Genomic DNA, 23,543 nt, shown 5'->3' on the forward strand with positions numbered 1-23,543 from the left:
CGGCAGGATATCTTCGATTACATTGAGATGTTCTATAACCCGGTTCGCCGACACGGCAATAACGGTGGGCTGTCACCGGTGGACTTCGAAAAGCAGTACTTCACAAAGCTGTCAGGTGTCTAAGATATCGGGGGCTTGCCAACCGTCAGGTACTAGAGGGTCGATATCCACGGTACATCGATCAGCTGGAATTGTGGAGCCAGTGCAAGTTTGAAGATGCTCACAAACCGCGCTCAGCGACCCCCGTGGTGTTTAATCTTCGGTGGGAAGGACCCATTATTGTAATTGAAGAGCTTTGCTAGGGTCGGCAATCGGAATAAACCGCCCGGAAGTCTGCTTTTGCAGGTGATTAACATAGCTTGTGAGGGCTGCCTCGACAGCTTCTTTTGAAGTTGGCGTGCTGACACCGAAAGTCAACGTAACTGCCTTATCAATATCGGGGTCGCTTCTTACTCTTTCGGAGACCGCGTCGAAGTCCTGGTGGGCTATTATGATTAGAATGGCTTCTTCTAAGCAGAGAAATCTTGGCCAAAGTTCGTGTATTTTATCTGATTCGTCTACCTTTGATAGAGCAATGTATGCGCGCTTATCTCCACTCAACAAGTGGCTTTCTTTCTTTTCCGAAAGAGCAGCGAAAAGTGTTAGTTCCCCAGTGTCCAAATCTGGTCTATCTAAGTTAAGGATGGGGTTTGCACTTACTGCTGAGACTTCTACTTCAAACGCCGACGAAACCAAACTTTTGGCATTCTGATACGCTATTCTTGAGCCAAGTTTCTTCTCTGCCTTCTGCTCATCGTTGAGATGAAGCTGAAACCTGAGTTGGGGGAGAACCCCTAGCTCTGTAGCTTCGAACTGGATTGATGTCAGAAGAAATTCAATTAGATCGAATTGGCATAGCTTTCTTGCTGCATCGCTATCTAATAATAACAAGACCACTTCCCTATTATTCACTATAACCTTGAGTTAGAAGAACATAGTTCGCGTGTTCACTGGTCATGCTGTCAAGATCAATATTTCTTTTAAACTGTGTTTCCATTAGTTCTAAGGGGTCGGCCTCACGAGGAAGAAAGTTTAGAGCCTGATTAGCCAGCATCCATTCATCATTTTGCTTCGCGTATGAAAGGATAAGGTGTCCAGGATCGATTCCATACCGCTTGGCTACTGGAACCGTGCTGGCGAGCAGGGCAGCAGATGACTTCGGAGAACCAATTTCCTCAATTGGGTCATCTACGTGTCCTCTTATTAGCCGCAGGGCGAAACTATCTGCTTCCAGCTCCTGTTGATCCTTCGGTACCTCAGGGCTCCCTTCCAAATTGCCTTGGACTTCAACCAGTTCTTCATCGAGTAGAACTGAATCCTGGCCAACATGTCCGAGTAAAACGTGACCGAGTTCGTGGGCTAAAACGAAAAGCTGGCGAGCGGACTGTTTGTGGTTAAAACCTAAAATAATTGCGGGTCGATCATTGATCGAGACGGCCATACCGGTCACTTTTTTCGAGCCCCTTGGGAGATAATTTAGGAAGAGCACAGGAATGCCGTGCCTCCAGCAAAGGTCCAGGAGCGATTCGAAGGAAACGACATTGCATGTCGAGTTGCCCAAGCAGTTTTCTCGAACTTTCTGGGGGTCCGAGGAGAGAGTGCGGTATGTAGTTCGCACCGCGTGCAGAGTAGTTTTTGCTAGGGCCAGGCCAAGGTTTGCTGCCAGAGTGAGTTCAGACTCTTTGGTGTCTGCACGGTGCTTAAATCTAGCGGCTGGCGCTTCCGAGGCTATTGCTATCGTCCCGTCAGGCATGAACTCTATCTGCAATCCAAGGCGTTGGTGCAATATCAGGGCGAACTGAAGCGACCCGGCGCTGGTGCGGATCAAGCTATTGTCCCACCAGTCTGGCAGGAACCTTTTGATATAATTTTGAGGGTATCCGGCTCGACTTAGCTGCTGAAAGGCAGTTGCTGCTGTAATAGGAGTCGTGGTTTTGTTCACAGGCTCCTCCATCAAGATGTTGGGGGGTATTCTCTCACGTTGGCATAGTTGCCTTCTAGTGAAGGTTGTAGAGTGTTGAAAGTTTTTGGGCGGGCCGTCAGAGGGAAGTGGTTGGCCCTGAGTTTTGCGGCTTGCTCTGGTAGAATCCACCACCGATCCATAGTATGACGAGTCTGAGACGTTAATGCACGAGAAGCAGATCAAAGAAGCCTTAACTTCGCATTTAGACCGCTATCGGAGAAATAAAACACCCACGGCCTATCTCGAAGAGGTGCAGGTCAATGGAGGGGTGGTGCGCGCTGACTTGGTCGATGTCAGTTCCATGCACTGTTATGAGATAAAAAGTGATCTGGACACCTTAAAAAGGCTTCATTCCCAGGGTAGTCGGTATGGGAAGGTTTTTGACAAAGTGACTTTGGTGACTTCTGAGCGTCATCTTGTGAGAGCTATGGCTATGGTTCCAGTTTGGTGGGGGATTATGCTAATCCCTTCAGACGGGAGCGCAGTGTTTAGTCGGATTCGATATGGCCGAGTCAACCAAAATGTGGATGGTTACGCTTTAGTTACGTTGCTTGATAAAAAAGAGGTGCTAGATGTTTTAGAGAGGCACGGGGGGGCGCGTGGCTGGAGAAGTAAGAGCCTCTACATTCTCCAGCAGAGGTTAGCGGATTTACTTTCATTAAGCTCCTTAAAATCAGAGGTTAGAGCTTGTTTGTTGCGGCGATCAAGGAGTTTCGATAAGTCATCAATATTGGTCTTTAACCACAAATGATATGTGATGATTCCATCCCTCAGTGATGTGGTAATGGCCACATTTTTTATCTTTATCGGGAACCATGGGATCTGCTCTTTCTTCCAGCAGTTTATCACCGTAAGAGTAAGATGCGCCTTTGAAATCGGAGGAATACACGTTTACCAAGATTTGGCTAATGGCGATGGAGTGATCACGAGTTTTCCCGTCCGCCCTTAAGATAAGCCAGTCTTGATCTCTGGTATATCTTATGGCTAGACGTTGACCTCGTAACTCTAGCGTTTCTTCTGTCCAATAGGGATTCAAAATCCCGTAGTCACCAAAGCCCACATTTGACGTGCAAATATTGTTAACATCCTTCCATAAAGCCCAGTCGTTTCTTTTGAACTCTGCCATGCCAGTTTTAACGGTGGTCAAGCTCTCTGGGTATGCCCCGGATAAGAGGTGAATGCTCTTTATTTCAGCGGCAGCGATTTGATCTATAGCATTTGCAAGCTGGGTACAGTTGGCTCGAGTCCAAGCCTCCGGTGCCTGGCTCTTGTCGATAAGAACCCTAGCACTACAATTGTCGACAGATTTTATTTTTCCTATGGCCGCCCTGAGCCGAGAATCTTGGCCTGACGAAAGTGAAAAGTCAGAAATTTTTTCCCTAATAGCTACCTCGCCAAAACTTGCTAAGAGGTTTAGGTCTTGGAAGCTTAGACTGTTCAGATCATTCGGGGAAAGAGTAGGGACAACTGAGTAGTTATTTGTCTTTGCTATCTTTAAGAAATCTCGGAATTCGGCGAGCCTAACACCGCTCAAGCGTCCGTCGGGATCGGAGTAATCGACGAGTGTGGTGTGAGAAGCTCGAACAGAGTGATAGTTGTCGACAAGATTCTGGTGCTGTTTTGATGTGCGTATTTCAATACAGGGCGTGACTCTATCTTGAACTTCTGCTGGGAGGTGACGGAGGGCATACTGTTCATATTGCTGCCACTTTATTACTGGAATGTAGGCGGGGTGGTGAGGGTAGCTTGAGGGCATGTTAGCGCTTTCATTTGTTTATTAACTCTCGCACTGGGTATCTAGCGCGCTCGTGTAGTATATAAACTCTACACAACACGTCATTCAACGTCGAGTGCCCCTTTCAGTGGTGAGAAGTAGTAAAAAACGAATATTGCTTACATATTGCTTACAAATCGGAATTCCAGAAACAACAAAGCCCGCACAAGGCGGGCTAAGTCATTGAATTCTAATGGTGCCCGGAGGCGGAATCGAACCACCGACACGGGGATTTTCAATCCCCTGCTCTACCGACTGAGCTATCCGGGCGTGTTGCGGTGCTGCTGCAACGGGGCGCTATTAAACCGGTTTAGGTTGCCTGAGTCAAGGCCGTTCCGGGAAAATTTTAATAGGCGCTTCCACAAGTTGGGTGTGCCTACTTCTCTGGCGGTACATACCCCTCGGCCTTGTCGAATGGCTCGTTGTTGAAGAAGCGTTCCATTTGCGCTTGCAGGTACTTGCGGGTGTTCGGGTCCATCAGGCTCAGGTGTTTTTCGTTGATGAGCATGGTTTGCTGGGCCTGCCATTCTTCCCAAGCTTTCTTGCTGACGTTTTCGTAGATGTCTTCGCCTTTCTTGCCGGGCATGGGGGGGAAGTCCAGCCCTTCAAGTTCTTCCTGGTATTTGCGACAGAATACGGTGCGGCTCATGTCTGCTCCTGTTTGGAGGTGGCGTTGCTGAATATGCTGGGATGATAACAGATCAAAGCAGGAGGGTTTGTTCCGGCGCGGTCAGCAGTGTGCGAATGGGGGCTGGCAGGCCGAGGGTAAGGGCCTGGTCCCGGTGGACCCACTGGTGGTTGTCCCGATCGTTGATGTGCGCGGGGCTTTGCACGGTGAGCCGTGCCGGCTGGATATGAAGATGGTAATGGCTGAAGGTGTGGCGAAAGCCGCTGGTAAGTTCCGGTTCGCCGCAGTGGAAGCCGAAGACCTGTTCGCAGGCGTCTGGCAGTTCTTCCGGGCCATAGGCCGGGTCCAGTTCCGGAAGGCTCCAGAGGCCACCCCAGATGCCACTGGGAGGCCTGCGTTCGAGCAGGATGCGACCTTGGTGATCTTCCAGTATCACCATCCAGGTGGTTTTCTCTGGCTTGGCTTTCTTTGGTTTTGAGCCAGGGTAGAGGCTGGTTTCGCTGCGGGCATAGGCGTCGCATCCGTCCTTTAACGGGCAACTGTCGCACGCTGGACGGCTGCGGGTGCAGACCATGGCGCCCAGGTCCATGATGGCCTGGGTGTAGTCGCGGATGCGTGCATCGGGCGTGTGTTCTTCAGCACGCTCCCAAAGCTGGTTGAGCACGTCGGTTTTGCCTGGCCAGCCGGGGATGGCGTGGTAGCGGGCCAGCACCCGTTTTACATTGCCGTCCAATATGGCCGCCCGTTGCTGGAAGGCCTGGGCAAGGATCGCAGCAGCGGTGGAGCGGCCAATGCCGGGCAGTGCCTGGAGTTGTTCCAGGTTGCCGGGAAATTCCCCGCCGTGCTGGTCGACCACTTGTTGCGCCGCCTTCTGGAGGTTGCGGGCGCGGGCGTAGTACCCGAGGCCGGACCAATGGCTGAGCACATCATCCACCGGAGCGGAGGCGAGCGCTTTCACATCTGGAAAGCGTTGCATAAAGGCTTCGAAGTAGGGGATAACGGTGGTTACCTGGGTTTGCTGCAGCATGATTTCCGAAACCCACACGCGGTATGGGTTCCGGTCATGATGCCAGGGCAGGTCGTGCCTGCCGTTTTCGTCGTACCAGGCGAGAAGCTTTTGGGCAAAACCGTCGTTCATTGACCGAACAGGCCCTTGAGGGCGTCTTTCACTTTTTCGCCACTCTCATCACCCAGCTTTTCTTTCAGTTTTTCGGACACTTTGTCTTCCGCTTTGGATTTGGCCTCGTCCACTTTTTCGCGCGCCTTGGCTTTTGCAGCATTGGCCGCAATCGTTTTCAGGGTATCGCGGAAGCGTGACCCGTCGAAGGAGCAGAGGCCGGCCGGGTCTTCCGCGAAGTCGCCACGGCACTCAACCGGGATCACCACGTTTTCCACGTATTCGGTCACTCGGCAAGCCTCATCGCGGTGGATTTCGCCGACGATCCGCAGGCCAACCTCGTAATCCAGGTCGGAAGCAGCGAGGTCCACCGTGCCGTCGCCTTCCAGTCTCATGCCGGCAAGGGCAGCCACAAGGTCCGTGTTGTTCAGGGTATTGCCGTCAATCTTGAGGGTGCCCTTCATGTCGTTGAACGGCGTGCTGGTGCCCCAGTCCGATGTAGAGAGGCTTTCCTGGTTGGCCAGTGCTATGCCCTGGCACGCCATGCGAGTGAGGTTCATGCGGGTGAACTCACCCTCGGCCAGATTGAAGTTGATGTCGCCTTTGGCGTTACTGCGCAGGGCGGAAATGCGATTGCCTGTGGTGTTCACATCCACGGACAGATTGGCGCCACCGGCAAGCATGTCCACTTCAGCAAGGTCGGTCAGCAGTGGCAGAGTCTGTACGTTGTTGACCTTGGAGCCGATGGTCCACTTCGGATTGTCGGTGCGCGCGTCCAGAGTAACTTTGGCGCCGAAGGAGCCTTCGTAAAGTTTGCCGCTGAAGTCCTGCACTTCCAGCACACCATTGCGTGCGGTGATGACCGATTTGATTTCTTTGATTGTGAGATTACTGACGATCAGTTCGCCCAGCCCGAGATTGATATCCAGCGCTAGCGAGCGGAGTGTTTCCAGTGGCAGCAAGTCGCCTTCTTCCGCCGGGGTGCCACCACCTTGCGGGGCGTCTTCGGCAGCCGCTTCGGTCTGTTCCTCACTGGCAGGCGGCAGATAGCGGTCGGCATTGATCGCGTTGCCCTGGAGGTTCAGGCCAATGGCGCTGTTGGCTAATGCATAGCTGGCGCTGCCCTGGAAGGTAGTGTCGTCCAGGCTGATGGTCAGGTCGCTGAGTTCCACGGTGCCGGCGGGGCCGCCGATGTTGGTGGAGAAAGCGACGGCCTTCATGACGTCTGGATCCTCTGTTTCGATGGCGGGTTGGCCAAGGGCCGCCAGAAGTGCTTTGAGGGAGAATTCGTCAATGCTTAGGCTGCCTTCGAGTTTCGGCTTGTCACCAAAGCCGTTAACGGTCAGGTCAGTGTTCAGAGTCAGGTCGGCGAGGCTGGCGGTAAAGCCGTTAAGCGTGGCGGTTTCGTTTTCCAGGTTGGCTTCCAGGGAGCCAGCTATTTCGGCGCGAACGGATTCGCCGCCAAAAGGCTCGCCATTCATGTTGAAGATGGCTTCCAGGTCGGACACGCCGAATTCGTTTAGGGCTTCATTGGCGGCCAGGCGGGCACTGATGTCGCCCTGAACTTCAAACTGTGGCTGGTTAGTGGCGAAGCGGAACGACACGTTCAACGGGAAGCTTGAGCCCAGGGTGATCTCGCTGGCGTTTACGGTGAAATCTTCCAGGGTAACTGCCTGGCCCGTGCCCTTGTCTTCGTAATGAACGCGAGCGTTGCTGATTTCCACGCTTTCTACGTTGAAGTTCAAGGGCTCGCTGGTGCCGCTGTTTTCTGGTTGCTCTGCAGCGGTTTCGGCTGGCGCGGCGGGCTCTTCCTGCTGCGGTTGTTCTTCCCCTTCCGGCATGATCCGCGTCCAGTTACCGTTGCCGTTTTTATCGACGGACAAGTTGGCGTCCAGCCCGCTCAACAGGAAAGTGTCGACCCGGGGCGACATGGTTACCAGGGACCAGAAGCTGACCTGCGCCACCAGTTGATCAAGTTTGACCAGGCGCTCGTCTTCCAGGGTAGCCTCAACGTCGTTCAGTTCCAGGCCCAGTGGGATGAAAGACCAGCCAATATCCCCGGCCAGGATCAGGTCAAGGTTGGTTTTGTTCTCGACCACTTTCTCAATCTGTGGCTTATAGGCGTTCGGGTCGATAACGGCGACCGCGATAGCGACGGCGGCAACGGCAAGAATGAGCAGGCCAACGATGGCTAGAGCCACATAGCGAACAGCTTTCATGATTTTGGCGTCCTTCCGTTAATTCGTGTCCGGCAACTGGGCTTGTGATTAGCCCAAGGATAACCCAGGGGTAACAAAATAAAAGCCTGAGTGTATGACAATACGTTAGTGATCAGCCAAAATAGGCACCTTATTTCTACACAACGATATAAAGCGCGTCTTACAACGATAAAAAGGAGCAAGCAGTGGCTATTACTGTTTCTATTGAGCTTAACCGGGAACTGGACCTGCCCGCCGGATATGACGAAGTGTTCGAGCTGCTGGCGGACGTACCCGCATCGGCAAGCCATTTTCCCAAGGTGCATAACCTGGTGGACCTGGGGGATAACGCTTATCGCTGGGAAATGGAAAAGGTGGGCGTGGATAAACATGCCATCCAGTCTGTTTACGCGTGCAAGTACTTTGCGGACAAAGACAACGGCAGGATTACCTGGGAGCCGGTGAAAGGCGAGGGTAATGGTGTGGTAAAAGGCTCCTGGACCCTCAAAAAGAAAGGCGATAGCACTACTTTGGTGAAATTTCAGACCAGCGCCGAGCTGACCGTTCCGCTGCCGAGCCTGTTGAAACTGGCAATCAGCCCCGTGATCAAGCACGAGTTCAACAGCCTGGTCGATACCTACATGAGTAACCTCAAGAAAGCGTTCTGATGGTCGTCGCTATCAAGGCTATAAAGGCCATTGCGGGACGCGGGGAATCATAAAAGGTATAATGCGCGCAGACACTTTTCCGGCATGTGCCGACTGATGACTTTGGAGTCCCCATGGCCGAACGCAAGGCTCGGGTAGAGAGAAATACCCTGGAAACACAGATCACTGTCGAGATTGATCTCGATGGCACCGGCAAGTCCAGCTTCGACACGGGCGTGCCGTTCCTTGAGCACATGATGGATCAGATTGCCCGCCACGGGCTGGTGGACCTGAACATTGTCTCCAAGGGCGATCTGCACATTGATGACCACCACACGGTGGAAGACATTGGTATCACCCTGGGCCAGGCCTTCAAGCAGGCGGTTGGCGACAAGAAGGGCATCCGTCGTTACGGCCATGCCTACGTGCCTCTGGACGAAGCACTGTCCCGCGTGGTGATTGATCTTTCCGGCCGCCCTGGCTTGATGATGGATGTGCCCTATACCCGTGGTGCCGTGGGTGGGTTCGATGTGGATCTGTTTGAAGAGTTCTTCCACGGCTTTGTGAACCACTCCATGGTCACCCTGCACATCGATAACCTGAAGGGCAAGAACACCCATCACCAGATTGAAACCGTGTTCAAGGCCTTCGGTCGCGCCCTGCGCATGGCCATTGAAATGGACGAGCGAATGGCGGGTATTACCCCGTCCACCAAAGGGTCGCTGTAAGCGGCCCGGTCCTTAACCAAGACAGAACCACGATTCAGGAAGTCTCTCTTCGCATGAAAACCGTTGCCATTATTGATTACGGCATGGGTAACCTTCATTCCGTCAGCAAAGCGGTTGAACACGTCGCACCGGACGCCCGTGTTCTGGTCACCGATAACGCCGAGCAGATCCGCAGCGCGGACCGGGTAATACTGCCGGGCGTGGGTGCCATCCGTGACTGTATGGCGGAAATTCGTCGCCTTGGCATTGATAGTCTGGTGCGGGAAGTCTCTGCTGACAGACCTTTGCTTGGTATCTGCGTAGGCATGCAGGCGCTGATGTCCCGCAGCGAGGAAAACGGCTGGGTGGACTGCATTGACCTGTTCCCATCGGAAGTTCGTTTTTTTGGTGACAACCTTACCGAACATGGTGAGCGCCTGAAGGTGCCTCATATGGGCTGGAACGAAGTGCACCAGGCCATGGATCACCCGCTTTGGCACGATATCCCCGACGGCGACCGCTTCTATTTCGTGCACAGCTACTACGCTGAAGCCGAGGGCAACACCGACATTGCCGGCCGTACCCATTACGGTGTTGACCTGGCGGCGGCGGTGGCGAGAGACAACATCTTTGCGGTGCAGTTTCACCCCGAAAAAAGCGCTCGGGCGGGACTGCAGTTACTGAAAAACTTTACCAACTGGACTGGAACATGCTGATCATCCCTGCCATAGACCTTAAAGACGGCAAATGCGTACGACTGCGCCAGGGCCGTATGGACGACTCCACCGTTTTCGGTGACGATCCTGTTGATATGGCAACCCGCTGGGTGGATGCTGGCGCCCGCCGCCTACATCTGGTTGACCTGAATGGCGCCTTCGCCGGCGAGCCCGTCAACGGCGAAATCGTCCAGGCCATTGCTCGCAAATACCCGGATTTGCCCATCCAGATTGGCGGTGGTATTCGTTCGGCGGAAACCATTGAGGCCTATCTGAAAGCCGGCGTACAGTGGGTCATTATTGGTACCAAGGCCGTGAAAGAGCCGGAATTCGTTACTGATATGTGCAAGCGCTTTCCCGGCCACATTATTGTGGGCCTGGACGCCAAAGACGGCCGTGTGGCCACTGACGGCTGGGCGGAAGTGTCTGAAGTCATGGCGACCGACCTGGCGAAACGTTTTGCCAACGACGGCGTCGAGGCTATTGTCTACACCGACATCAGCCGCGACGGCATGATGCAGGGCGTGAACGTGGAAGCCACCGCTGCGTTGGCGGAAGAAGGCGGTATCCCTGTGATCGCTTCTGGCGGCGTTACCAATATGGATGATCTCAAGCGCCTTGCTACTGTGGCTGACAAGGGCATCCTGGGCGCCATTACCGGCCGTGCCATCTATGAGGGCACTCTTGACGTGGCCGAAGCACAGGCCTTCTGCGACAGCCTGAAGGGGTAAGACGAATTATGGCTCTGGCAAAACGCATCATTCCCTGCCTGGATGTCGATAAGGGCCGCGTTGTGAAAGGCGTGAACTTCGTCGATATCCGCGATGCCGGTGACCCGGTGGAAGTGGCCCGCAAATACAACGAACAGGGCGCCGACGAAATCACCTTCCTGGACATCACCGCCAGCCACGAAAGCCGCGATACCACCTATGAAACCGTCGAGCGTATGGCGGCTGAAGTATTTATCCCGCTGACGGTGGGTGGTGGTGTGCGCACCGTTGAAGACATCCGCAAGCTGCTGAATGCCGGGGCGGACAAGGTGTCAATCAATACTGCGGCGGTATTCAATCCGGACTTCGTGCGTGAGGCCGCTGACCGTTTTGGCAGTCAATGTATCGTTGTTGCCATTGATGCCAAGCGTATCAGTGGTGAAGGAGAGGAGCCCCGATGGGAGATTTTTACCCACGGTGGGCGCAAGCCGACAGGCCTGGATGCCGTTGAGTGGGCTCGCAACATGACCGCCATGGGTGCTGGTGAATTGCTACTGACCAGCATGGACCGGGACGGCACCAAGATCGGGTTTGACCTGGGGCTGACCCGTGCAATCAGCGACGCTGTATCGGTGCCCGTGATCGCCTCAGGCGGCGTTGGCGAACTTCAGCATCTGGCCGATGGTGTCACGGAAGGGCGTGCGGATGCTGTGCTGGCGGCGTCTATCTTTCACTTCGGGCAGCATACAATTCCAGAGGCCAAGGCGTTTATGAAGGCCCAGGGGATTGTGGTTCGGGATTGAGGCTGGGCCTCATTTCTGCTTTGCCAACGCTGGCCGAATCGCGCGTTTTTCCCCCTCTGCGAACATTGGCCGGTTGCCATTCCTCATTGCCCATACGCCGCTGACGGTCGCCACGGCTATGCCCTGTTCGTCCAGCTCTGGCAGGCGCTTTTCAAGATAATCAACGGTCACCTTATGGGGGTGGCCAATGCCAACAGCGCTGCCGTTTTCTTTTGCCCGCTTGATAAGAAGCTCGAACTGCTGATCCACGTATTCCTCGGTTTGCTCGTGATCCAGGAAGACGTCACGGGTGAGGGTGGGTATGCGGTAAGCGGCTGCGACTTCGCCCGCAATGGAGGACGCGATGGTGCGGCTGTCCACGAAGTAGACCGGGTAGTGATCGAGTTCAGACATCACCCAGTCCATCGGCTGAAGTTGTTGAGTAAGCAGGCTGCCCATATGGTTGTTCACGCCCTGCACATGGGGAATGGACTGAAGCGCTCGCCGCAGGGTAGTGGCTATACTGTTCTGGTCCATATCCGGGTTCAGGCCGCCGGGCCCAAGGCCAATGTTGCGGGTATTGGCCATTGGCGCATGCAGCATGATTTCCTTGTGCCTTTGGTGCGCTAACTCCGCCAGTCTGGTGGTATATCTGCGGTAGGGCAGGAAAGCCAGGGTGATGGGCTGATCCAGGGCGATCAGCCGCTCGCCTTCCACCAGATTGTGCCCCATGTCATCAATAATGATGGCGATCGTGGGGGGAAGCTGCCGTTCGTGCTCCCCGGCGATGACCGGGAACGCGATCAGAGTGGCGGCAATCAGTGTTGCTAGAACTTTCAATCCGCGCTTTCCTGTGCCGGCTTGTTTCGCTTGTTAAGAATGCCCAGGCCCTTCAGCAGGTTCAGTGCGGAGCGTAGCTGGAAATCCTTGTCCGCCGGCGACGTACTTTGTGCGCCCTCCTGCTTTTGCGTTTCCTCCTGCTGTCCCTCATCTTGCCCTTCAAGGTGGCCGCTGAGGTCCGCCTCGGTGAAGAACGGCTGGCTGTCGAGTTCGGTCAGTTGCGCCGGCTTCACTTCAATATCCGGTTTGATGCCTTTGGCCTGGATGGAGCGCCCATCCGGGGTGTAATAGCGGGCGGTGGTCATCTTGATGGCGTGGGTTTCATCCAGGGGGATGACGGTTTGCACGCTGCCTTTGCCGAACGACTGGGTGCCCATGACCACGGCACGCTGGTGATCCTGCAGTGCGCCCGCAAGAATCTCGGATGCAGACGCTGAGCCGCCGTTAATCAGAACGACAATGGGCGTATCCGGCATCACGTCCCCGGGTTTGGCGTTGAAGCGCAGGCGCGAGCTCTGGATGCGACCTTCCGTGTAAACGATCAAGCCGCTGTCCAGCAGGGCATCGGCTGCTTCGACCGCAGCCTGAAGAATGCCACCGGGATTGTTGCGAAGATCGATCACCAGGCCGTCCAGGTCACTGCCGTGTTCCTTTTCCAGGGCTTCCAGTGCCTTGGTGAACTGGCTGCCGGTATCCGCCTGGAACTGGGTTATGCGAACGTAGCCATAGCCGTTCTCGATGATGCGGGATTTGATGCTGGTGACCTTGATGATGTCACGTTCCACATCGATTTCGATCGGTGTGGATTCTCCCTCGCGTATGATCGTCAGTGTAAGGACGGTTCCGGGCTTACCGCGCATCAGTTTGACGGCTTCTTCCAGCGACATGCCTTTCACCGGCTGATCGCCCAGTTTGATAATCAGATCGCCGGCCTGCACACCGGCCTTCTGGGCGGGAGTATCGTCGATGGGCGAGATGACTTTCACGAAGCCATCTTCCATGCCCACTTCGATACCCAGACCGCCAAACTCGCCAGAGGTGCTTTCTTCAAGCTGTTCGTAGTCTTTTGGGGCCAGGTAAGTGGAATGAGGGTCGAGATCCGACAGCATGCCTTTTATCGCGCTTTCGAGGAGTTGGCGGTCGTCCACCTCCTCCACATAAGCGTCTTTGATGCGACCGAATACTTCGGCAAATTTGCGAAGGTCGTCCAGTGGCAGTTGTTCTTCCGGATCGGGTAGCTGTATTTCCACCTGTTCACCGTGCTGGATGCCCTCCAGCAGGCGTCGGGTGTCTTCATCGGCTTCCTGGGCATGAACAAGGCCGGGCAGAACGGTTAAGCAGGTGGCAAGGGCGAGTGCGCGTGTGCTGGCGTGGTGTAGACTTCTTACCCGTCTCATTCACATGTCCTGTGTTAATCCGATGACTGGTTGTTCCCAAGTATTGCCGGACAGTATGGCGTTACCCGGCTGATTTGTCAGCCTTTGAGGTAGCATGAGCCGGTTCAGCGGTTGCCGAGCCAGCGCCGGGGATTGTCCGGTTTGCCGTTGTGGCGGACCTCGAAATACACCGCGGGGTCATTGGTCCCGCCGGTTCGACCAGCCTGGGCAATTGCCTCGCCCGCTTCAACCCAGTCTCCGGGGCTGGTGAACAGGCTGCTGCTGTGGCCGTAGAGCGTCATGTAGCCGTCGCCGTGGTCGAGGATGGTGATCAGGCCAAAACCGCGCAGCCAGTTGGCGAACACCACGCGGCCATAGTGAACGGCTCTTACGTCGCCTTCCTCGGCCGTGTTGATCAACAGCCCGTTGTGCTTGAGCTTGCCGCTGGCATAACTGTCACCGAAGCTACTGACAACCTTGCCATCCGCCGGCCAGGGCAGTTTGTTCTTGAGTGATCCGAACGGGTCTGACTCATTGGGAGTGGGGATGTTAGCGATGGCCTCTTCGACCTCCCGCAGCAGTTTTTCCAGGCGCTTTCGGTCCTCTTCCAGTTCCTCGCGTTCGGTCAGTCGGTTGCTGATGTCGGTCTTGAGGGAAGCCAGGGTTTGTTCCCGTTCCTTTTTGCGACTGCTCAGCTTTTGTTGGCGGTCGGCTACATCCTCTTCCAACTTTGCCAGCCGCAGTCGCCCGGCTTTAACCTGGTCCTGCGTTTCTTTCAATTGGCGGAGATTGGCGGCGAACGCCTCCAGGCGGTCAATGGTGTCCCGGCTGAGGTATTCGTAGTAGGTCATCGTGCGGGCGATCTTGTCCGGGTCAATCTCGTTGAGCAGGACTTTGACGGCAGGCGCGTCACCTTCCATCCAGGCGGCGCGGATCTGTTTTTTCAGGCTGTCGCGCTGGCTTTCCAGCACGCGGGTGAGTTCGGCCTCTTCCTCGCCAAGTTCGGTCAGGCGCTGTTGCTGTTCCCTTGCTTGCTGGCGGAGTTCACGACGTTCGCGGGTGAGCCGGCCTATGTCCCGTTCGAGCCCGGAGAGCTGTTGCTCCAGCGAGGAGCGGTCTTCCTCAGCGTCGGCAAGCCACTCATCAATATCGGCAATCTCTTCCTTGAGATCTTCTATCTGGCCAGGTGTGACCTGTTGCTCCGCCAGTGCTGGCGTGACGACTGCAAACATCGCCACTGCCAGCCAAAGACGCAGAATCAACCGATCTCCACCAGGCTGTGCCCGGTCATTTCAGCCGGTTGTTTCAGGCTCATCAGGCTCAGCAGGGTGGGCGCCACGTCGCTGAGGCTGCCGTCGTCCCTGAGGTTGACCTTGCGTGGGCCTACGTAGATAAGCGGCACGGGGCCGATCGTGTGGGCCGTGTGTACCTGACCGGAATTGGGGTCGGTCATCTGTTCGCAGTTACCGTGGTCAGCAGTAATCAATGCTTCACCACCCACTTCCTGCAGAGCCTCGGTAATACGCGCTACGCACTGGTCGATGCATTCTGCAGCCTTGATGGCGGCGTCCAGCTTGCCGGTATGGCCCACCATGTCGCCATTGGCGTAGTTGCAGACCACCAGATCGTATTTTCCGCTTTTGATGGCTTCGACCAGCTTGTCAGTGACCTCGGGTGCACTCATTTCCGGTTGCAGGTCGTAAGTCGCTACTTTGGGCGAAGGAACCAGGATTCGGTCCTCACCTTCAAACGGTGTTTCGAGACCGCCGTTAAAGAAGAAGGTAACGTGTGCGTATTTCTCGGTTTCGGAAATCCGCAGCTGGGTTTTGCCGAGGTTGGCCACATACTCGCCCAGACCATTGGTCAACTGTTCCGGAGGGTAAGCGCACGAGGTATGAATATCGGCTGCGTACTCGGTCAGCATGACGAAGTCAGCCAGTTCCGGATGCTTACGACGTTCAAAGCCGTCGAAGTCCTTTTCCACGAAGCAGCGTGTCATCTCGCGGGCGCGGTCGGCACGGAAGTTCATGAATATAACGGTGTCGCCGTCACGGATGGTGCCCTCGTTTTCGCCGCTGGCCATGATACGGGTGGCCTTTACAAACTCGTCGTTTTCGCCGCGCTCGTAGGCTTGTTCCAGCGCGGACACCGGATCAGCTGAGGTGAACTCTGCTTCGCCCAGGGTCATAACGTTGTAGGCTTCTTCCACGCGATCCCAACGATTGTCGCGGTCCATGGCATAGTAGCGGCCGACAATGGAGGCCACCCGGCCCACCCCGAGGTTCTTCAGTTTGGTGGCAGCCTTTTCCAATGAGGCTTTTGCACTGCGGGGGGGCATGTCGCGGCCATCGAGGAACGCGTGGATATAGACTTCCTTCGCACCGCGCTTGGCTGCCATTTCAGCGGCCGCCAGTACGTGGTCTTCATGGCTGTGAACGCCGCCGGGGGAAAGCAGGCCCATCAGGTGAACAGCACGGTTGTTGCTGACGGCTTTATCAATGGCGGCGCAGAGTACGGCATTTTCCGTAAAACTACCTTCTTCTACATCTTTGTCGATGCGTGTCAGGCTCTGATAAACCACCCGACCGGCGCCCAGGTTCATGTGGCCAACCTCGGAGTTGCCCATCTGTCCCTGGGGCAGGCCGACAAACATACCGGATGTGTTGATGAGTGTTTTTGGCTGATTTTTCCATAGCTTATCCCAGAACGGGGTGTTGGCGTTGCTGATGGCGTTGTCTTCAGCCGGGTCACGGTGGCCCCAGCCATCAAGAATGATCAGTGCGGTAGGCTTACGCGTGGCAGTCATCATTTAATCCGATGGTAGTTTGGTAAATTTACTAAAACGAACATTGATTCTAAACATTTTCACACCCTCCGGCCAGTGGCGTCACCTTCGGCCTGGTCACCTTCTGTCCTTGGGGAAGGGTGTGTATAATCCCGCCACAAACTATTCAGCAAGGTGTTTTCATGGAAAGGGTGTTCGAGTTCGCGGTTAACCATTACATTCTGGTATCTCTGTTTGTCGCTTTCCTGCTGGCCATATTGGTGCTCGAGTCTCGCCGTGGTGGCAAGAAAATCTCTGCGCAGGGAGCCGTGAATCTGATTAACCGCGACGAAGCTGTCGTCGTCGATATCCGTGATCGCAAGGATTTTAACGAGGGCCGGATAACCGGTTCAATCAATATTCCCCTTAATAGTATCAAAAGTCGTGCGTCGGAACTGAAGAAGTTCAAGGACAAGCAGATTATTGTAGCTGACAAGATGGGGCAGCATTCCGCCATGGCGGTCAAGCAGTTGAATGCGGAAGGCTACGCTAATGTGGTTCGCCTCAATGGTGGCGTTGCGGACTGGAAAGGCAGCAATCTGCCGCTGGTTAAGAAGTAACGGTACTGCCAGGCCTTGAACTGAACGGTAAACTGTCGCACTGTTTCACAACAGCCGGCGGAGCCAGGCATTAGACTGTTCCGGCAGCACTGACATAACAACGGGCCCTGGTTGCCCCTTACCGAGAACGAAAGGATTGAACATGGCTGAAAATGAGCAGGCCGCAGCAGGCAACGAAAACCAGAACCAACCCCAGTTTGCGCTCCAGCGTATCTATGTGAAGGATCTGTCGTTCGAGTCGCCGAATTCCCCGACGGTGTTTCAGGATCAGTGGAAACCTCAGGTCAACCTGGATCTGAACACGTCCCACAACAAGATCAGCGATAACCAGTACGAAGTGGTCCTGTCCCTGACAGTGACCGCGAAAGTCGATGAAAAAGTGGCTTACATTGTCGAGATTCAACAGGCAGGCGTTTTCCTGGTGAAAGGTATTGAAGGCCCGCAGCTTGGCCAGATGCTGGGTGCCTATTGCCCCAACATCCTGTTCCCCTATGCACGGGAAGCCATTGACGGCGTCGTTGGCCGGGGCAGCTTCCCCGCGCTGATGCTGGCACCGGTTAACTTTGATGCCATCTACGCACAGGCATTGAAGCGCAAGCAGGAAGAGGCATCAGGGGAAGCGAAGGAAGAGCAGACTCACTGATACGCTCACGGCACAAACGCCAACAAAACCCCGTCAACGCTTCAGGTTCGCGGGGTTTTTTATTGGACGGTTTCCGGCCCCATGCCATCACTGATTATCTGGTCGATTTCACCGGACGCCTTCATCGACTCCAGTGCATGGGACAGGCAGGGGATGTCACCTTTGTGGGATTCATGCACCCAGTGATAGATTGGAGCTTCCAGCAGTGGCTCGCCAATGGCCAGTTTTGGGTTCTTGCGCCTGGCCGCCAGAGCATCCCACTCCAGGGTCAGTGCCACGTCGATACGGTCTCGTTCGAGCAGATCGATCAATTGAAAGGTGTCACTGGTGGTTATCTGTGTCACATTCTCGGGCAGGACTGCCGCGACCATTCGATAGCCATTGAGGAAGCCAATCCGTTTTCCCTTCAAAGACGCCTTCGAGTCACTGGTTTCGCCGTTGAGAGCCATCGAAACCAGGCGCGCGTCCAGGATCGGCGTAGCCAGGGGTAGCAAGGGTGCATTGTCGTTGACGGCCATGGGGATTCGGGCAAGTTCGCCGTCTGACAGGCCTTTCTCTGCCATAAGCACGGCCCGCGCAGCCGGGACATCCAGATATCTTATGTCCAGCCCGCAGCTGTCATAGAGCTTTCTGATGATCTGTTTGCCAAGGACCACAGACACTTCTGAAGTTGTCGAGGGCGTGGTGATAACCCGGGTAGCCTGCGTTCCGTTATTGGGCCAGGCGTTGCTGGTGGTCAGCATGAGCAAAACGGCAAGAACGGGCCATCCGCTGGGGCGAGGGTTACTGCGACCCTTCAAATCCAAACTGCCTCCACGCTTCATAAACCACCAGTGCTACCGTGTTGGATAGGTTAAGGCTACGACTTTCCGGTCGCATGGGCACTCTCAGGCGATGGTGCTCCGGCATCGCCTCTCGGACGTCCTGTGGCAGCCCGCGGGTTTCGGGGCCGAACATCAGATAGTCACCATTCTGGTATTCGACATCATGATAGCCGCGGCTACCTTTGGTGGTCAGCCCGAAAAGCCTTGAAGGTTGTTCACTCTCCAAAAAGGCCTGGTAGTCGGAGTGCACCGTTACCGTTGCGTATTCGCTGTAGTCCAGGCCCGCCCTGCGCATCTGCTTGTCCTCCAGGGTAAAACCCAGGGGTTCAATCAGATGCAGCCGGCAGCCGGTGTTGGCGCAGAGCCGGATGATATTGCCGGTATTCGGCGGTATCTCCGGCTCGAACAGCACCACGTTCAACATCCTGTGATCAACGTTCCACGGCGAGGGCAACACCCATGCCGCCACCAATGCACAGGGTGGCAAGGCCCTTCTTCGCATCCCGGCGAGCCATCTCGTGCAGCAGGCTGACCAGGATTCGGCAACCGGAAGCCCCGATTGGATGGCCCAGCGCGATGGCGCCACCGTTCACATTGACCTTCGCGGTATCCCAGCCCAGATCCCGATTAACGGAAATGGCCTGGGCGGCGAAGGCTTCGTTCGCTTCCACCAGATCCAGGTCGTCCACCGACCAACCGGCCAGTTTCAGGCACCGCTGGCTTGCCGGGATCGGGCCGGTGCCCATAATGGCCGGGTCGACTCCGGCATTGGCGTGAGCCCTGATGGTGGCCAGCGGCTCAAGCCCGAGTTCTTTGGCCTTGTCGGCGCTGCATACGATGACGGCCGCTGCGCCATCGTTAAGGGAAGACGCATTGCCGGCGGTGACGGTTCCATCTTTTTTGAACGCACCACGAAGCTTGCCCAGGCTGTCCGCAGTCACGCCAGCCCGCGGGTTTTCGTCCGTGTTGACGATCAGCGGATCGCCCTTGCGCTGAGGAACGGTGATGGGAACAATCTGGCTCTCGAAGTAGCCCGCGTCGATCGCGGCGGCTGCCTTCTGCTGGGACGCGGCAGCAAACTCGTCCTGTTCTTCACGGCTGATGCCATACTTTTCCACGATGTTTTCCGCGGTGACGCCCATGTGGTAGTCATTGAAAGCGTCCCAAAGGCCATCGGAAATCATGGTGTCCACCATGTTCCAGTTACCCATGCGCTGACCGTTGCGGCTGTTGGGCAGCACGTGGGGAGCCTGGCTCATGCTTTCCTGGCCACCGGCAATCATCAGCTCGGCATCACCGCAGCGAATGGCCTGGACCGCCATATGCACCGCCTTCAGTCCAGAGCCACATACCTTGTTGATCGTCATTGCCGGTACCGATGCGGGGATGCCGGCGTTGATGGACGCCTGGCGTGCCGGATTCTGGCCGCAACCGGCCGTTAGAACCTGGCCAAGGACCACTTCGTTGACCTGATCGGCAGCAACGCCGGTCTCTGCAAGCAGGGCTTTGATAACGGCGCTGCCCAACTGATCGGCACTCAGGCTGGACAGCCCGCCGCCGAAGCTGCCGACGGCGGTACGTTTGGCGGCTACGATAACGACATCACGCATGGACTTTCTCCGGTTTGCACTCAGATTTTAAAAGCTGACTGCATTGTATCGGAAAGCGCGAGTGGGCCAAAGCAGGCAACTGCGATGGTCTCACATATTGAGGCTGCGTCCGCCATCCACCGCGAGGATCTGGCCGGTGATAAACGGAGCGTCGCACAGCAGGAAGGCGATGGCGCCAGCAATGTCCTCCGGCTTGCCGGTGCGGGCCAGGGGAGTCCTGTCCAGGATGCTCTGCTGGTAGCTTTCATCGATCGTCGCATCACCCTCTGGCCAGAGAATGGCGCCCGGCGACACGCCGTTGACGCGGACTTCCGGTGCCAGGTCCTTTGCCCAGGACAGGGTCAGTGAGGCGAGTCCGGACTTGCTGGAGCAGTAAAGCGGATGGTCGGCCAGCGGCCGTTGGCTGTAGATATCGATCAGATTCACGATGGCGCCCTGTGACTGTTTCAAGGCCGGGAGGCAGGCCTGGCCGAGAAAGAAAGGCGCCCGCAGGTTGGTGTTCATGATCGCGTCCCAGTCACCCGCGCTGGCGTCTTGTGTAGGGGTGGGATAGAACACCGAGGCGTTGTTCACCAAGCCATCAAGCCGGCCCCAGGTAGAAATTGCCTGGTGAGCCAGTGATTCCGTCTGATCCGGGGCGGCAAGATCGGCCTGGATAGCAACCGCCGATTCCTGCCTGATGCTGTTGAGCTCGTCACGAAGGGCGTTCGCGTTCGCCTCCCGCGAACGGTAATGAATGACCAGGTTCCAGCCGCGTTGGTGGAGGTGTCTGGCGGTATGGGCGCCAAGTCGATGCGCTGCGCCGGTAATGAGCGCTACAGGTGTTGATGATGCCATCGCGTGTCTTACTCTTTGTTGAGGAATGCGAGGATACGCCGTAACCGCTCTTTGTGGATTGCTTCACCGAGTTCTTTTCCACGAAACCCCTGATCCATCAGGGTTTTCGCCTGTACCCCGGTGGCGGCATGTTGCGCGGATTCCAGCCAATCCACCTTGTGCAGCTCTGGCTCCGGCAGCGCGCATTTCAGGGCAACCAGTAGTCCGGAAAATCGGTCGGCCCGACGCCACACGTCTGCGCCACCCAGGATCTCCAACAACTGGTCAGCGTCGTGAGACGTCATAGTGCGGATCGTTGGTATCAGTTCGGTGGTGAGGCGAGTGAGATCCTGGCAGTCGTTGGGGGCTTTCAGTGCCCTGGCTCGATTACGGGCTTCGGCCGGCGCCAGGGGGGAAAGCAGCGCCGCAAAGCGGACACTGGTGTCATCGCTGCTTTGGTGGGCACGGCGCAAGGCGCCGATGGCGTCAGAAAACGCCTCGAGTGGCTCCAGTTCCGGTATAAGGACAGCCAGTGCGCCGCATTCACGCAGGACTTCGAAGAAGGTGCCGGGTTCCTGCTCATGCAACGCTCGCTGGATTTCCTGCCATACCCGCTCCGGTGTCAGGTGGCTGACCTCGTCCTGGTTCACCATCTGCCGCATCAGCGCCATGGTGGGCTCGGCAATGGTGAATCCCTGGGGCTGCAGGCGGGCAGCAAAACGGGCGGTGCGCAGTATGCGCAATGGATCCTCGGCAAAGGCCTCGGAGACATGGCGTAGCTTGTGATCCTGCAGGTCCTGTCGGCCGTGAAAGGGGTCGACAATCTCACCTGCGGTGGACTTTGCCATGGCGTTGATGGTCAGGTCTCGGCGCTTCAGGTCGTCCTCAAGGGGCACGTCCGGGGCGCTGTACACGGTAAACCCGTGGTAGCCTCGCCCCTGCTTTCGCTCCGTTCGCGCTAACGCGTACTCTTCCCGGGTGTCGGGGTGAAGGAATACCGGAAAATCCGCGCCTACCTGCTTGAAACCCTGTCGTAACATGTCTTCCGGCGTTGCACCGGTGACCACCCAGTCCCGGTCTTTGACCGGCAGACCAAGCAGTTCATCACGGACGGCTCCGCCCACCAGATAGGTTTTCATGGATCGGGTTCTGCTCCTTGAGGGATGTTGCTCCTGGGATTATCCCGGCAAGGCTGGCCACAGGCAAACCGGTTAACCACAAAAAAGCCCGGTATCGAACCGGGCTTGGTGGGGCTGCTTCAATAAAACAGGGTCAGAACGCAGCGCCGAGCTCAATCGCCGCGCCCAGATCGGCATCGCTGATCAGGCCGCCGATGTCGAGGCGTGCACCGAAGGGCGACAGTCCGATACCGGCCGTAAACTGGGTGTCTTCCTCAATGCCATCGTTGTCGTCATTGCTGGCCAGGTTCTGGCGCACACCGAAGCGAAGTTGCGCGTAGCGGAATGCGTCGAATTCGGCGCCGAGGGCAACCCACTGGGTGTCATCCTCGTAGCCGAAGGCCTTCTTTTCCGTCAGGTCAATCTCTGCCGTCAGCACGTGGAAGTTGCCTTTATGGGCGATGCCCGCGGTTACCATCGGGTCAAGTTCCAGAGTACGCTTTTCCTCGTCGGGGCGGCTGGCCGCCGAATCCAGTTCCATGGGAATCAGGTTCTTGACCGCGATGCCGGCATTCCACTGGTTGCGCGAACCGAAAGCGTAGGCGGCGCCCACGTCCAGATTAAAACCGCTTTTGTCGGTCTGGTACTCGTCGCTGTCGAACTCGTCGTCTTCAAATCCGGAGACGGTTTCGGTGTACTGGAAGGTGCGCAGTTGAACGTATTTTGGCGAAATGCCCAGTTGTAGTCGTGATTCGTTCTGCAAATCGATAGAGGTGGCAATGGAAAGGCCTACTTCCGCAACGGCAGAGGCCAGGATGCGGCCCCGGGATTCCAGGTCACGGTCCAGGTCCGCGGCAATCAGGTCCGGGATGGTTGCATTCTCCAGGCCAGCCAGGAACTGCTCATCGTCCTCGTCAAACTCTCCGCGAACCGTGGCCCTTACGTTACCGTTGGTGAAGAAACCGACGGCAAAAGACTCCGAGGGCACGGCCAGGGCGAGACCCAGAGCCCCGTCGATCCGCACGGTGTCGCGATCAAAGTCGTTCAACTGCCGTCTCAGCTCACCGGCGGCTTGGCGGGCATCGTCCGGGTTGGACGTCTTGTCCAGTTCCTGAAAGCGATCAATCGTATCCTGAATATCGTCGATCTGGTCGATGGTTTCCTCTTCGTCCGCAAATCGGGCGTTGATCGAGGGCAGTATCAGGCCAAAGTCGTTGGACCATTCATGGTGATCCGCTGCCATCATCGCCGGATTGGTGGCACCCGCCGCTGCCGGGTGGGCGACGGCGACACCGGTGCCGCCCATGGCAAATGAGCGCGATGACATGAACGCTTGCGGGCTCGCGATGGTGGAGGTGGTGGCAATGGAAAGGCCGATGGCCAGTGACAGCTTGGTCAGACGATGTGGGGTCATGATGTGTCCTGATAAAGCGATGGTGCTGCTAAGTTAAAGGTGACATTCAGCTCAGGTTAATCCAGTTGCTGCCGTGACTCACCGGTGATGCGGTAACGGTTTGTTTTTCTACTGTAAATAGCGGTAGATTTTTGCCGCCTTGATCGTGTGCGACGAGGGCTTTGAGAAACGAAATTATGGAATTCAGTTGGTTACAAAGGTTGGCGTGAATTTTTCATAGGGCAGTGAACAGATGTT

At 56.1% G+C, this 23,543-nt stretch carries 25 protein-coding genes and 1 tRNA gene; 9 read left to right on the plus strand and 17 right to left on the minus strand.

The annotated features are described in order from the left end of the window. Window positions 1-123, plus strand: a 123-nt coding sequence (locus tag AC13D2_RS10350; RefSeq protein ID WP_482938565.1) for an IS3 family transposase, incomplete at its 5' end; no start/stop codon positions are given. A 153-nt stretch (window positions 124-276) separates the two neighbouring features. Here AC13D2_RS10350 and AC13D2_RS10355 read toward each other — a convergent pair. Next, complete coding sequence (locus tag AC13D2_RS10355) at window positions 277-930, minus strand: hypothetical protein (protein ID WP_482938569.1); 654 nt, start codon at window positions 928-930, stop codon at window positions 277-279. 13 nt (window positions 931-943) lie between these two features. Beyond that, the gene (locus AC13D2_RS10360; protein ID WP_482938570.1) at window positions 944-1,981 is read right to left on the minus strand and encodes an ImmA/IrrE family metallo-endopeptidase; all 1,038 of its coding nucleotides are present in this window, start codon (window positions 1,979-1,981) and stop codon (window positions 944-946) included. 184 nt (window positions 1,982-2,165) lie between these two features. Here AC13D2_RS10360 and AC13D2_RS10365 point away from each other — a divergent pair, with 184 nt between their 5' ends. Further along, on the plus strand, window positions 2,166-2,753 hold the full coding sequence (locus AC13D2_RS10365) for a sce7726 family protein (protein WP_482938571.1): 588 nt from the start codon (window positions 2,166-2,168) through the stop codon (window positions 2,751-2,753). Here the strand turns inward: AC13D2_RS10365 and AC13D2_RS10370 are convergent. From AC13D2_RS10370 to AC13D2_RS10390, 5 genes are all read right to left on the minus strand, one after another. Then, complete coding sequence (locus AC13D2_RS10370; protein WP_482938572.1) at window positions 2,727-3,758, minus strand: beta family protein; 1,032 nt, start codon at window positions 3,756-3,758, stop codon at window positions 2,727-2,729. The two genes, AC13D2_RS10365 and AC13D2_RS10370, sit on opposite strands and share 27 nt — an antisense overlap. A gap of 212 nt (window positions 3,759-3,970) precedes the next feature. Beyond that, window positions 3,971-4,046 (minus strand) — tRNA-Phe (locus tag AC13D2_RS10375). Window positions 4,047-4,152: 106 nt separating this feature from the next. Continuing rightward, on the minus strand, window positions 4,153-4,425 hold the full coding sequence (locus AC13D2_RS10380; protein WP_036208753.1) for an oxidative damage protection protein: 273 nt from the start codon (window positions 4,423-4,425) through the stop codon (window positions 4,153-4,155). A 52-nt stretch (window positions 4,426-4,477) separates the two neighbouring features. Next, the gene (gene mutY, locus AC13D2_RS10385; protein WP_482938573.1) at window positions 4,478-5,542 is read right to left on the minus strand and encodes an A/G-specific adenine glycosylase; all 1,065 of its coding nucleotides are present in this window, start codon (window positions 5,540-5,542) and stop codon (window positions 4,478-4,480) included. Next, a complete protein-coding gene (locus AC13D2_RS10390) occupies window positions 5,539-7,740 on the minus strand; it encodes an AsmA family protein (RefSeq protein WP_482938574.1) in 2,202 nt (733 codons plus the stop codon). Before AC13D2_RS10390 ends, mutY begins: the two co-directional genes overlap by 4 nt. A gap of 185 nt (window positions 7,741-7,925) precedes the next feature. On the opposite strand from AC13D2_RS10390, the gene AC13D2_RS10395 reads away from it, so the two are divergent. The 5 genes from AC13D2_RS10395 (at window position 7,926) to hisF (ending at window position 11,302) form a co-directional block, all read left to right on the plus strand. Continuing rightward, window positions 7,926-8,387, plus strand: a complete 462-nt coding sequence (locus AC13D2_RS10395; protein ID WP_292046681.1) for an SRPBCC family protein — start codon at window positions 7,926-7,928, stop codon at window positions 8,385-8,387. 113 nt (window positions 8,388-8,500) lie between these two features. Continuing rightward, a complete protein-coding gene (hisB, locus tag AC13D2_RS10400) occupies window positions 8,501-9,094 on the plus strand; it encodes an imidazoleglycerol-phosphate dehydratase HisB (protein ID WP_007153401.1) in 594 nt (197 codons plus the stop codon). Between the two features lie 53 nt (window positions 9,095-9,147). Further along, complete coding sequence (hisH, locus tag AC13D2_RS10405) at window positions 9,148-9,789, plus strand: imidazole glycerol phosphate synthase subunit HisH (RefSeq protein ID WP_292046679.1); 642 nt, start codon at window positions 9,148-9,150, stop codon at window positions 9,787-9,789. Beyond that, complete coding sequence (gene hisA / locus AC13D2_RS10410; RefSeq protein ID WP_292046677.1) at window positions 9,783-10,520, plus strand: 1-(5-phosphoribosyl)-5-[(5-phosphoribosylamino)methylideneamino]imidazole-4-carboxamide isomerase; 738 nt, start codon at window positions 9,783-9,785, stop codon at window positions 10,518-10,520. Before hisH ends, hisA begins: the two co-directional genes overlap by 7 nt. Before the next feature lie 8 nt (window positions 10,521-10,528). Then, window positions 10,529-11,302, plus strand: a complete 774-nt coding sequence (gene hisF / locus AC13D2_RS10415; RefSeq protein WP_421911333.1) for an imidazole glycerol phosphate synthase subunit HisF — start codon at window positions 10,529-10,531, stop codon at window positions 11,300-11,302. A 9-nt stretch (window positions 11,303-11,311) separates the two neighbouring features. Here the strand turns inward: hisF and AC13D2_RS10420 are convergent, their stop codons facing one another. The 4 genes from AC13D2_RS10420 to gpmM form a co-directional block, all read right to left on the minus strand. Beyond that, window positions 11,312-12,121 (minus strand): divergent polysaccharide deacetylase family protein, encoded by an 810-nt coding sequence (locus AC13D2_RS10420; protein ID WP_420389442.1) that lies wholly within the window; start codon window positions 12,119-12,121, stop codon window positions 11,312-11,314. Further along, entirely contained in the window at window positions 12,118-13,518 is a 1,401-nt protein-coding gene (locus AC13D2_RS10425; protein WP_300495218.1) for a S41 family peptidase, read from the minus strand. The genes AC13D2_RS10420 and AC13D2_RS10425 overlap by 4 nt, the downstream gene beginning before the upstream one ends. A 104-nt stretch (window positions 13,519-13,622) precedes the next feature. Further along, the gene (locus AC13D2_RS10430; protein ID WP_041336640.1) at window positions 13,623-14,729 is read right to left on the minus strand and encodes a murein hydrolase activator EnvC family protein; all 1,107 of its coding nucleotides are present in this window, start codon (window positions 14,727-14,729) and stop codon (window positions 13,623-13,625) included. 26 nt (window positions 14,730-14,755) lie between these two features. Next, window positions 14,756-16,303, minus strand: a complete 1,548-nt coding sequence (gene gpmM / locus AC13D2_RS10435) for a 2,3-bisphosphoglycerate-independent phosphoglycerate mutase (protein WP_041333979.1) — start codon at window positions 16,301-16,303, stop codon at window positions 14,756-14,758. Between the two features lie 161 nt (window positions 16,304-16,464). Here gpmM and AC13D2_RS10440 point away from each other — a divergent pair, with 161 nt between their 5' ends. Further along, a complete protein-coding gene (locus AC13D2_RS10440; protein ID WP_007153393.1) occupies window positions 16,465-16,881 on the plus strand; it encodes a rhodanese-like domain-containing protein in 417 nt (138 codons plus the stop codon). Between the two features lie 142 nt (window positions 16,882-17,023). Beyond that, window positions 17,024-17,524 carry a protein-export chaperone SecB gene (gene secB / locus AC13D2_RS10445; protein WP_007153391.1) on the plus strand — a complete coding sequence of 167 codons (501 nt, stop codon included), beginning with the start codon at window positions 17,024-17,026 and terminating at the stop codon, window positions 17,522-17,524. A 59-nt stretch (window positions 17,525-17,583) separates the two neighbouring features. Here secB and AC13D2_RS10450 read toward each other — a convergent pair whose 3' ends face one another. The 6 genes from AC13D2_RS10450 to AC13D2_RS10475 form a co-directional block, all read right to left on the minus strand. Next, entirely contained in the window at window positions 17,584-18,330 is a 747-nt protein-coding gene (locus tag AC13D2_RS10450; RefSeq protein ID WP_482938575.1) for a substrate-binding periplasmic protein, read from the minus strand. Beyond that, the gene (gene trmL / locus AC13D2_RS10455; RefSeq protein WP_075194389.1) at window positions 18,308-18,772 is read right to left on the minus strand and encodes a tRNA (uridine(34)/cytosine(34)/5-carboxymethylaminomethyluridine(34)-2'-O)-methyltransferase TrmL; all 465 of its coding nucleotides are present in this window, start codon (window positions 18,770-18,772) and stop codon (window positions 18,308-18,310) included. The genes AC13D2_RS10450 and trmL overlap by 23 nt, the downstream gene beginning before the upstream one ends. A 7-nt stretch (window positions 18,773-18,779) precedes the next feature. Beyond that, the gene (locus tag AC13D2_RS10460) at window positions 18,780-19,958 is read right to left on the minus strand and encodes an acetyl-CoA C-acetyltransferase (protein ID WP_300495205.1); all 1,179 of its coding nucleotides are present in this window, start codon (window positions 19,956-19,958) and stop codon (window positions 18,780-18,782) included. 90 nt (window positions 19,959-20,048) lie between these two features. After that, complete coding sequence (locus AC13D2_RS10465; RefSeq protein ID WP_041333982.1) at window positions 20,049-20,795, minus strand: pteridine reductase; 747 nt, start codon at window positions 20,793-20,795, stop codon at window positions 20,049-20,051. Window positions 20,796-20,803: 8 nt separating this feature from the next. After that, window positions 20,804-21,913 (minus strand): tRNA nucleotidyltransferase/poly(A) polymerase-related protein, encoded by a 1,110-nt coding sequence (locus AC13D2_RS10470; protein WP_041333984.1) that lies wholly within the window; start codon window positions 21,911-21,913, stop codon window positions 20,804-20,806. A 133-nt stretch (window positions 21,914-22,046) separates the two neighbouring features. Further along, complete coding sequence (locus AC13D2_RS10475) at window positions 22,047-23,306, minus strand: conjugal transfer protein TraF (RefSeq protein WP_041333987.1); 1,260 nt, start codon at window positions 23,304-23,306, stop codon at window positions 22,047-22,049. Window positions 23,307-23,543: the final 237 nt, after the last annotated feature.

It is taken from the genome of Marinobacter sp. B-12 (genome assembly GCF_056857915.1).

Coding starts and splice junctions, on each gene's coding strand:
- AC13D2_RS10365 (WP_482938571.1), top strand. CDS start 2,166: ATGCACGAGAAGCAGATCAAAGAAGCCTTAACTTCGCATTTAGACCGC.
- AC13D2_RS10370 (WP_482938572.1), bottom strand. CDS start 3,758: ATGCCCTCAAGCTACCCTCACCACCCCGCCTACATTCCAGTAATAAAG.
- AC13D2_RS10380 (WP_036208753.1), bottom strand. CDS start 4,425: ATGAGCCGCACCGTATTCTGTCGCAAATACCAGGAAGAACTTGAAGGG.
- mutY (WP_482938573.1), bottom strand. CDS start 5,542: ATGAACGACGGTTTTGCCCAAAAGCTTCTCGCCTGGTACGACGAAAAC.
- AC13D2_RS10390 (WP_482938574.1), bottom strand. CDS start 7,740: ATGAAAGCTGTTCGCTATGTGGCTCTAGCCATCGTTGGCCTGCTCATT.
- hisB (WP_007153401.1), top strand. CDS start 8,501: ATGGCCGAACGCAAGGCTCGGGTAGAGAGAAATACCCTGGAAACACAG.
- hisH (WP_292046679.1), top strand. CDS start 9,148: ATGAAAACCGTTGCCATTATTGATTACGGCATGGGTAACCTTCATTCC.
- hisA (WP_292046677.1), top strand. CDS start 9,783: ATGCTGATCATCCCTGCCATAGACCTTAAAGACGGCAAATGCGTACGA.
- hisF (WP_421911333.1), top strand. CDS start 10,529: ATGGCTCTGGCAAAACGCATCATTCCCTGCCTGGATGTCGATAAGGGC.
- AC13D2_RS10425 (WP_300495218.1), bottom strand. CDS start 13,518: ATGAGACGGGTAAGAAGTCTACACCACGCCAGCACACGCGCACTCGCC.
- AC13D2_RS10430 (WP_041336640.1), bottom strand. CDS start 14,729: ATGTTTGCAGTCGTCACGCCAGCACTGGCGGAGCAACAGGTCACACCT.
- gpmM (WP_041333979.1), bottom strand. CDS start 16,303: ATGACTGCCACGCGTAAGCCTACCGCACTGATCATTCTTGATGGCTGG.
- AC13D2_RS10440 (WP_007153393.1), top strand. CDS start 16,465: ATGGAAAGGGTGTTCGAGTTCGCGGTTAACCATTACATTCTGGTATCT.
- secB (WP_007153391.1), top strand. CDS start 17,024: ATGGCTGAAAATGAGCAGGCCGCAGCAGGCAACGAAAACCAGAACCAA.
- trmL (WP_075194389.1), bottom strand. CDS start 18,772: ATGTTGAACGTGGTGCTGTTCGAGCCGGAGATACCGCCGAATACCGGC.
- AC13D2_RS10460 (WP_300495205.1), bottom strand. CDS start 19,958: ATGCGTGATGTCGTTATCGTAGCCGCCAAACGTACCGCCGTCGGCAGC.
- AC13D2_RS10465 (WP_041333982.1), bottom strand. CDS start 20,795: ATGGCATCATCAACACCTGTAGCGCTCATTACCGGCGCAGCGCATCGA.
- AC13D2_RS10470 (WP_041333984.1), bottom strand. CDS start 21,913: ATGAAAACCTATCTGGTGGGCGGAGCCGTCCGTGATGAACTGCTTGGT.
- AC13D2_RS10475 (WP_041333987.1), bottom strand. CDS start 23,306: ATGACCCCACATCGTCTGACCAAGCTGTCACTGGCCATCGGCCTTTCC.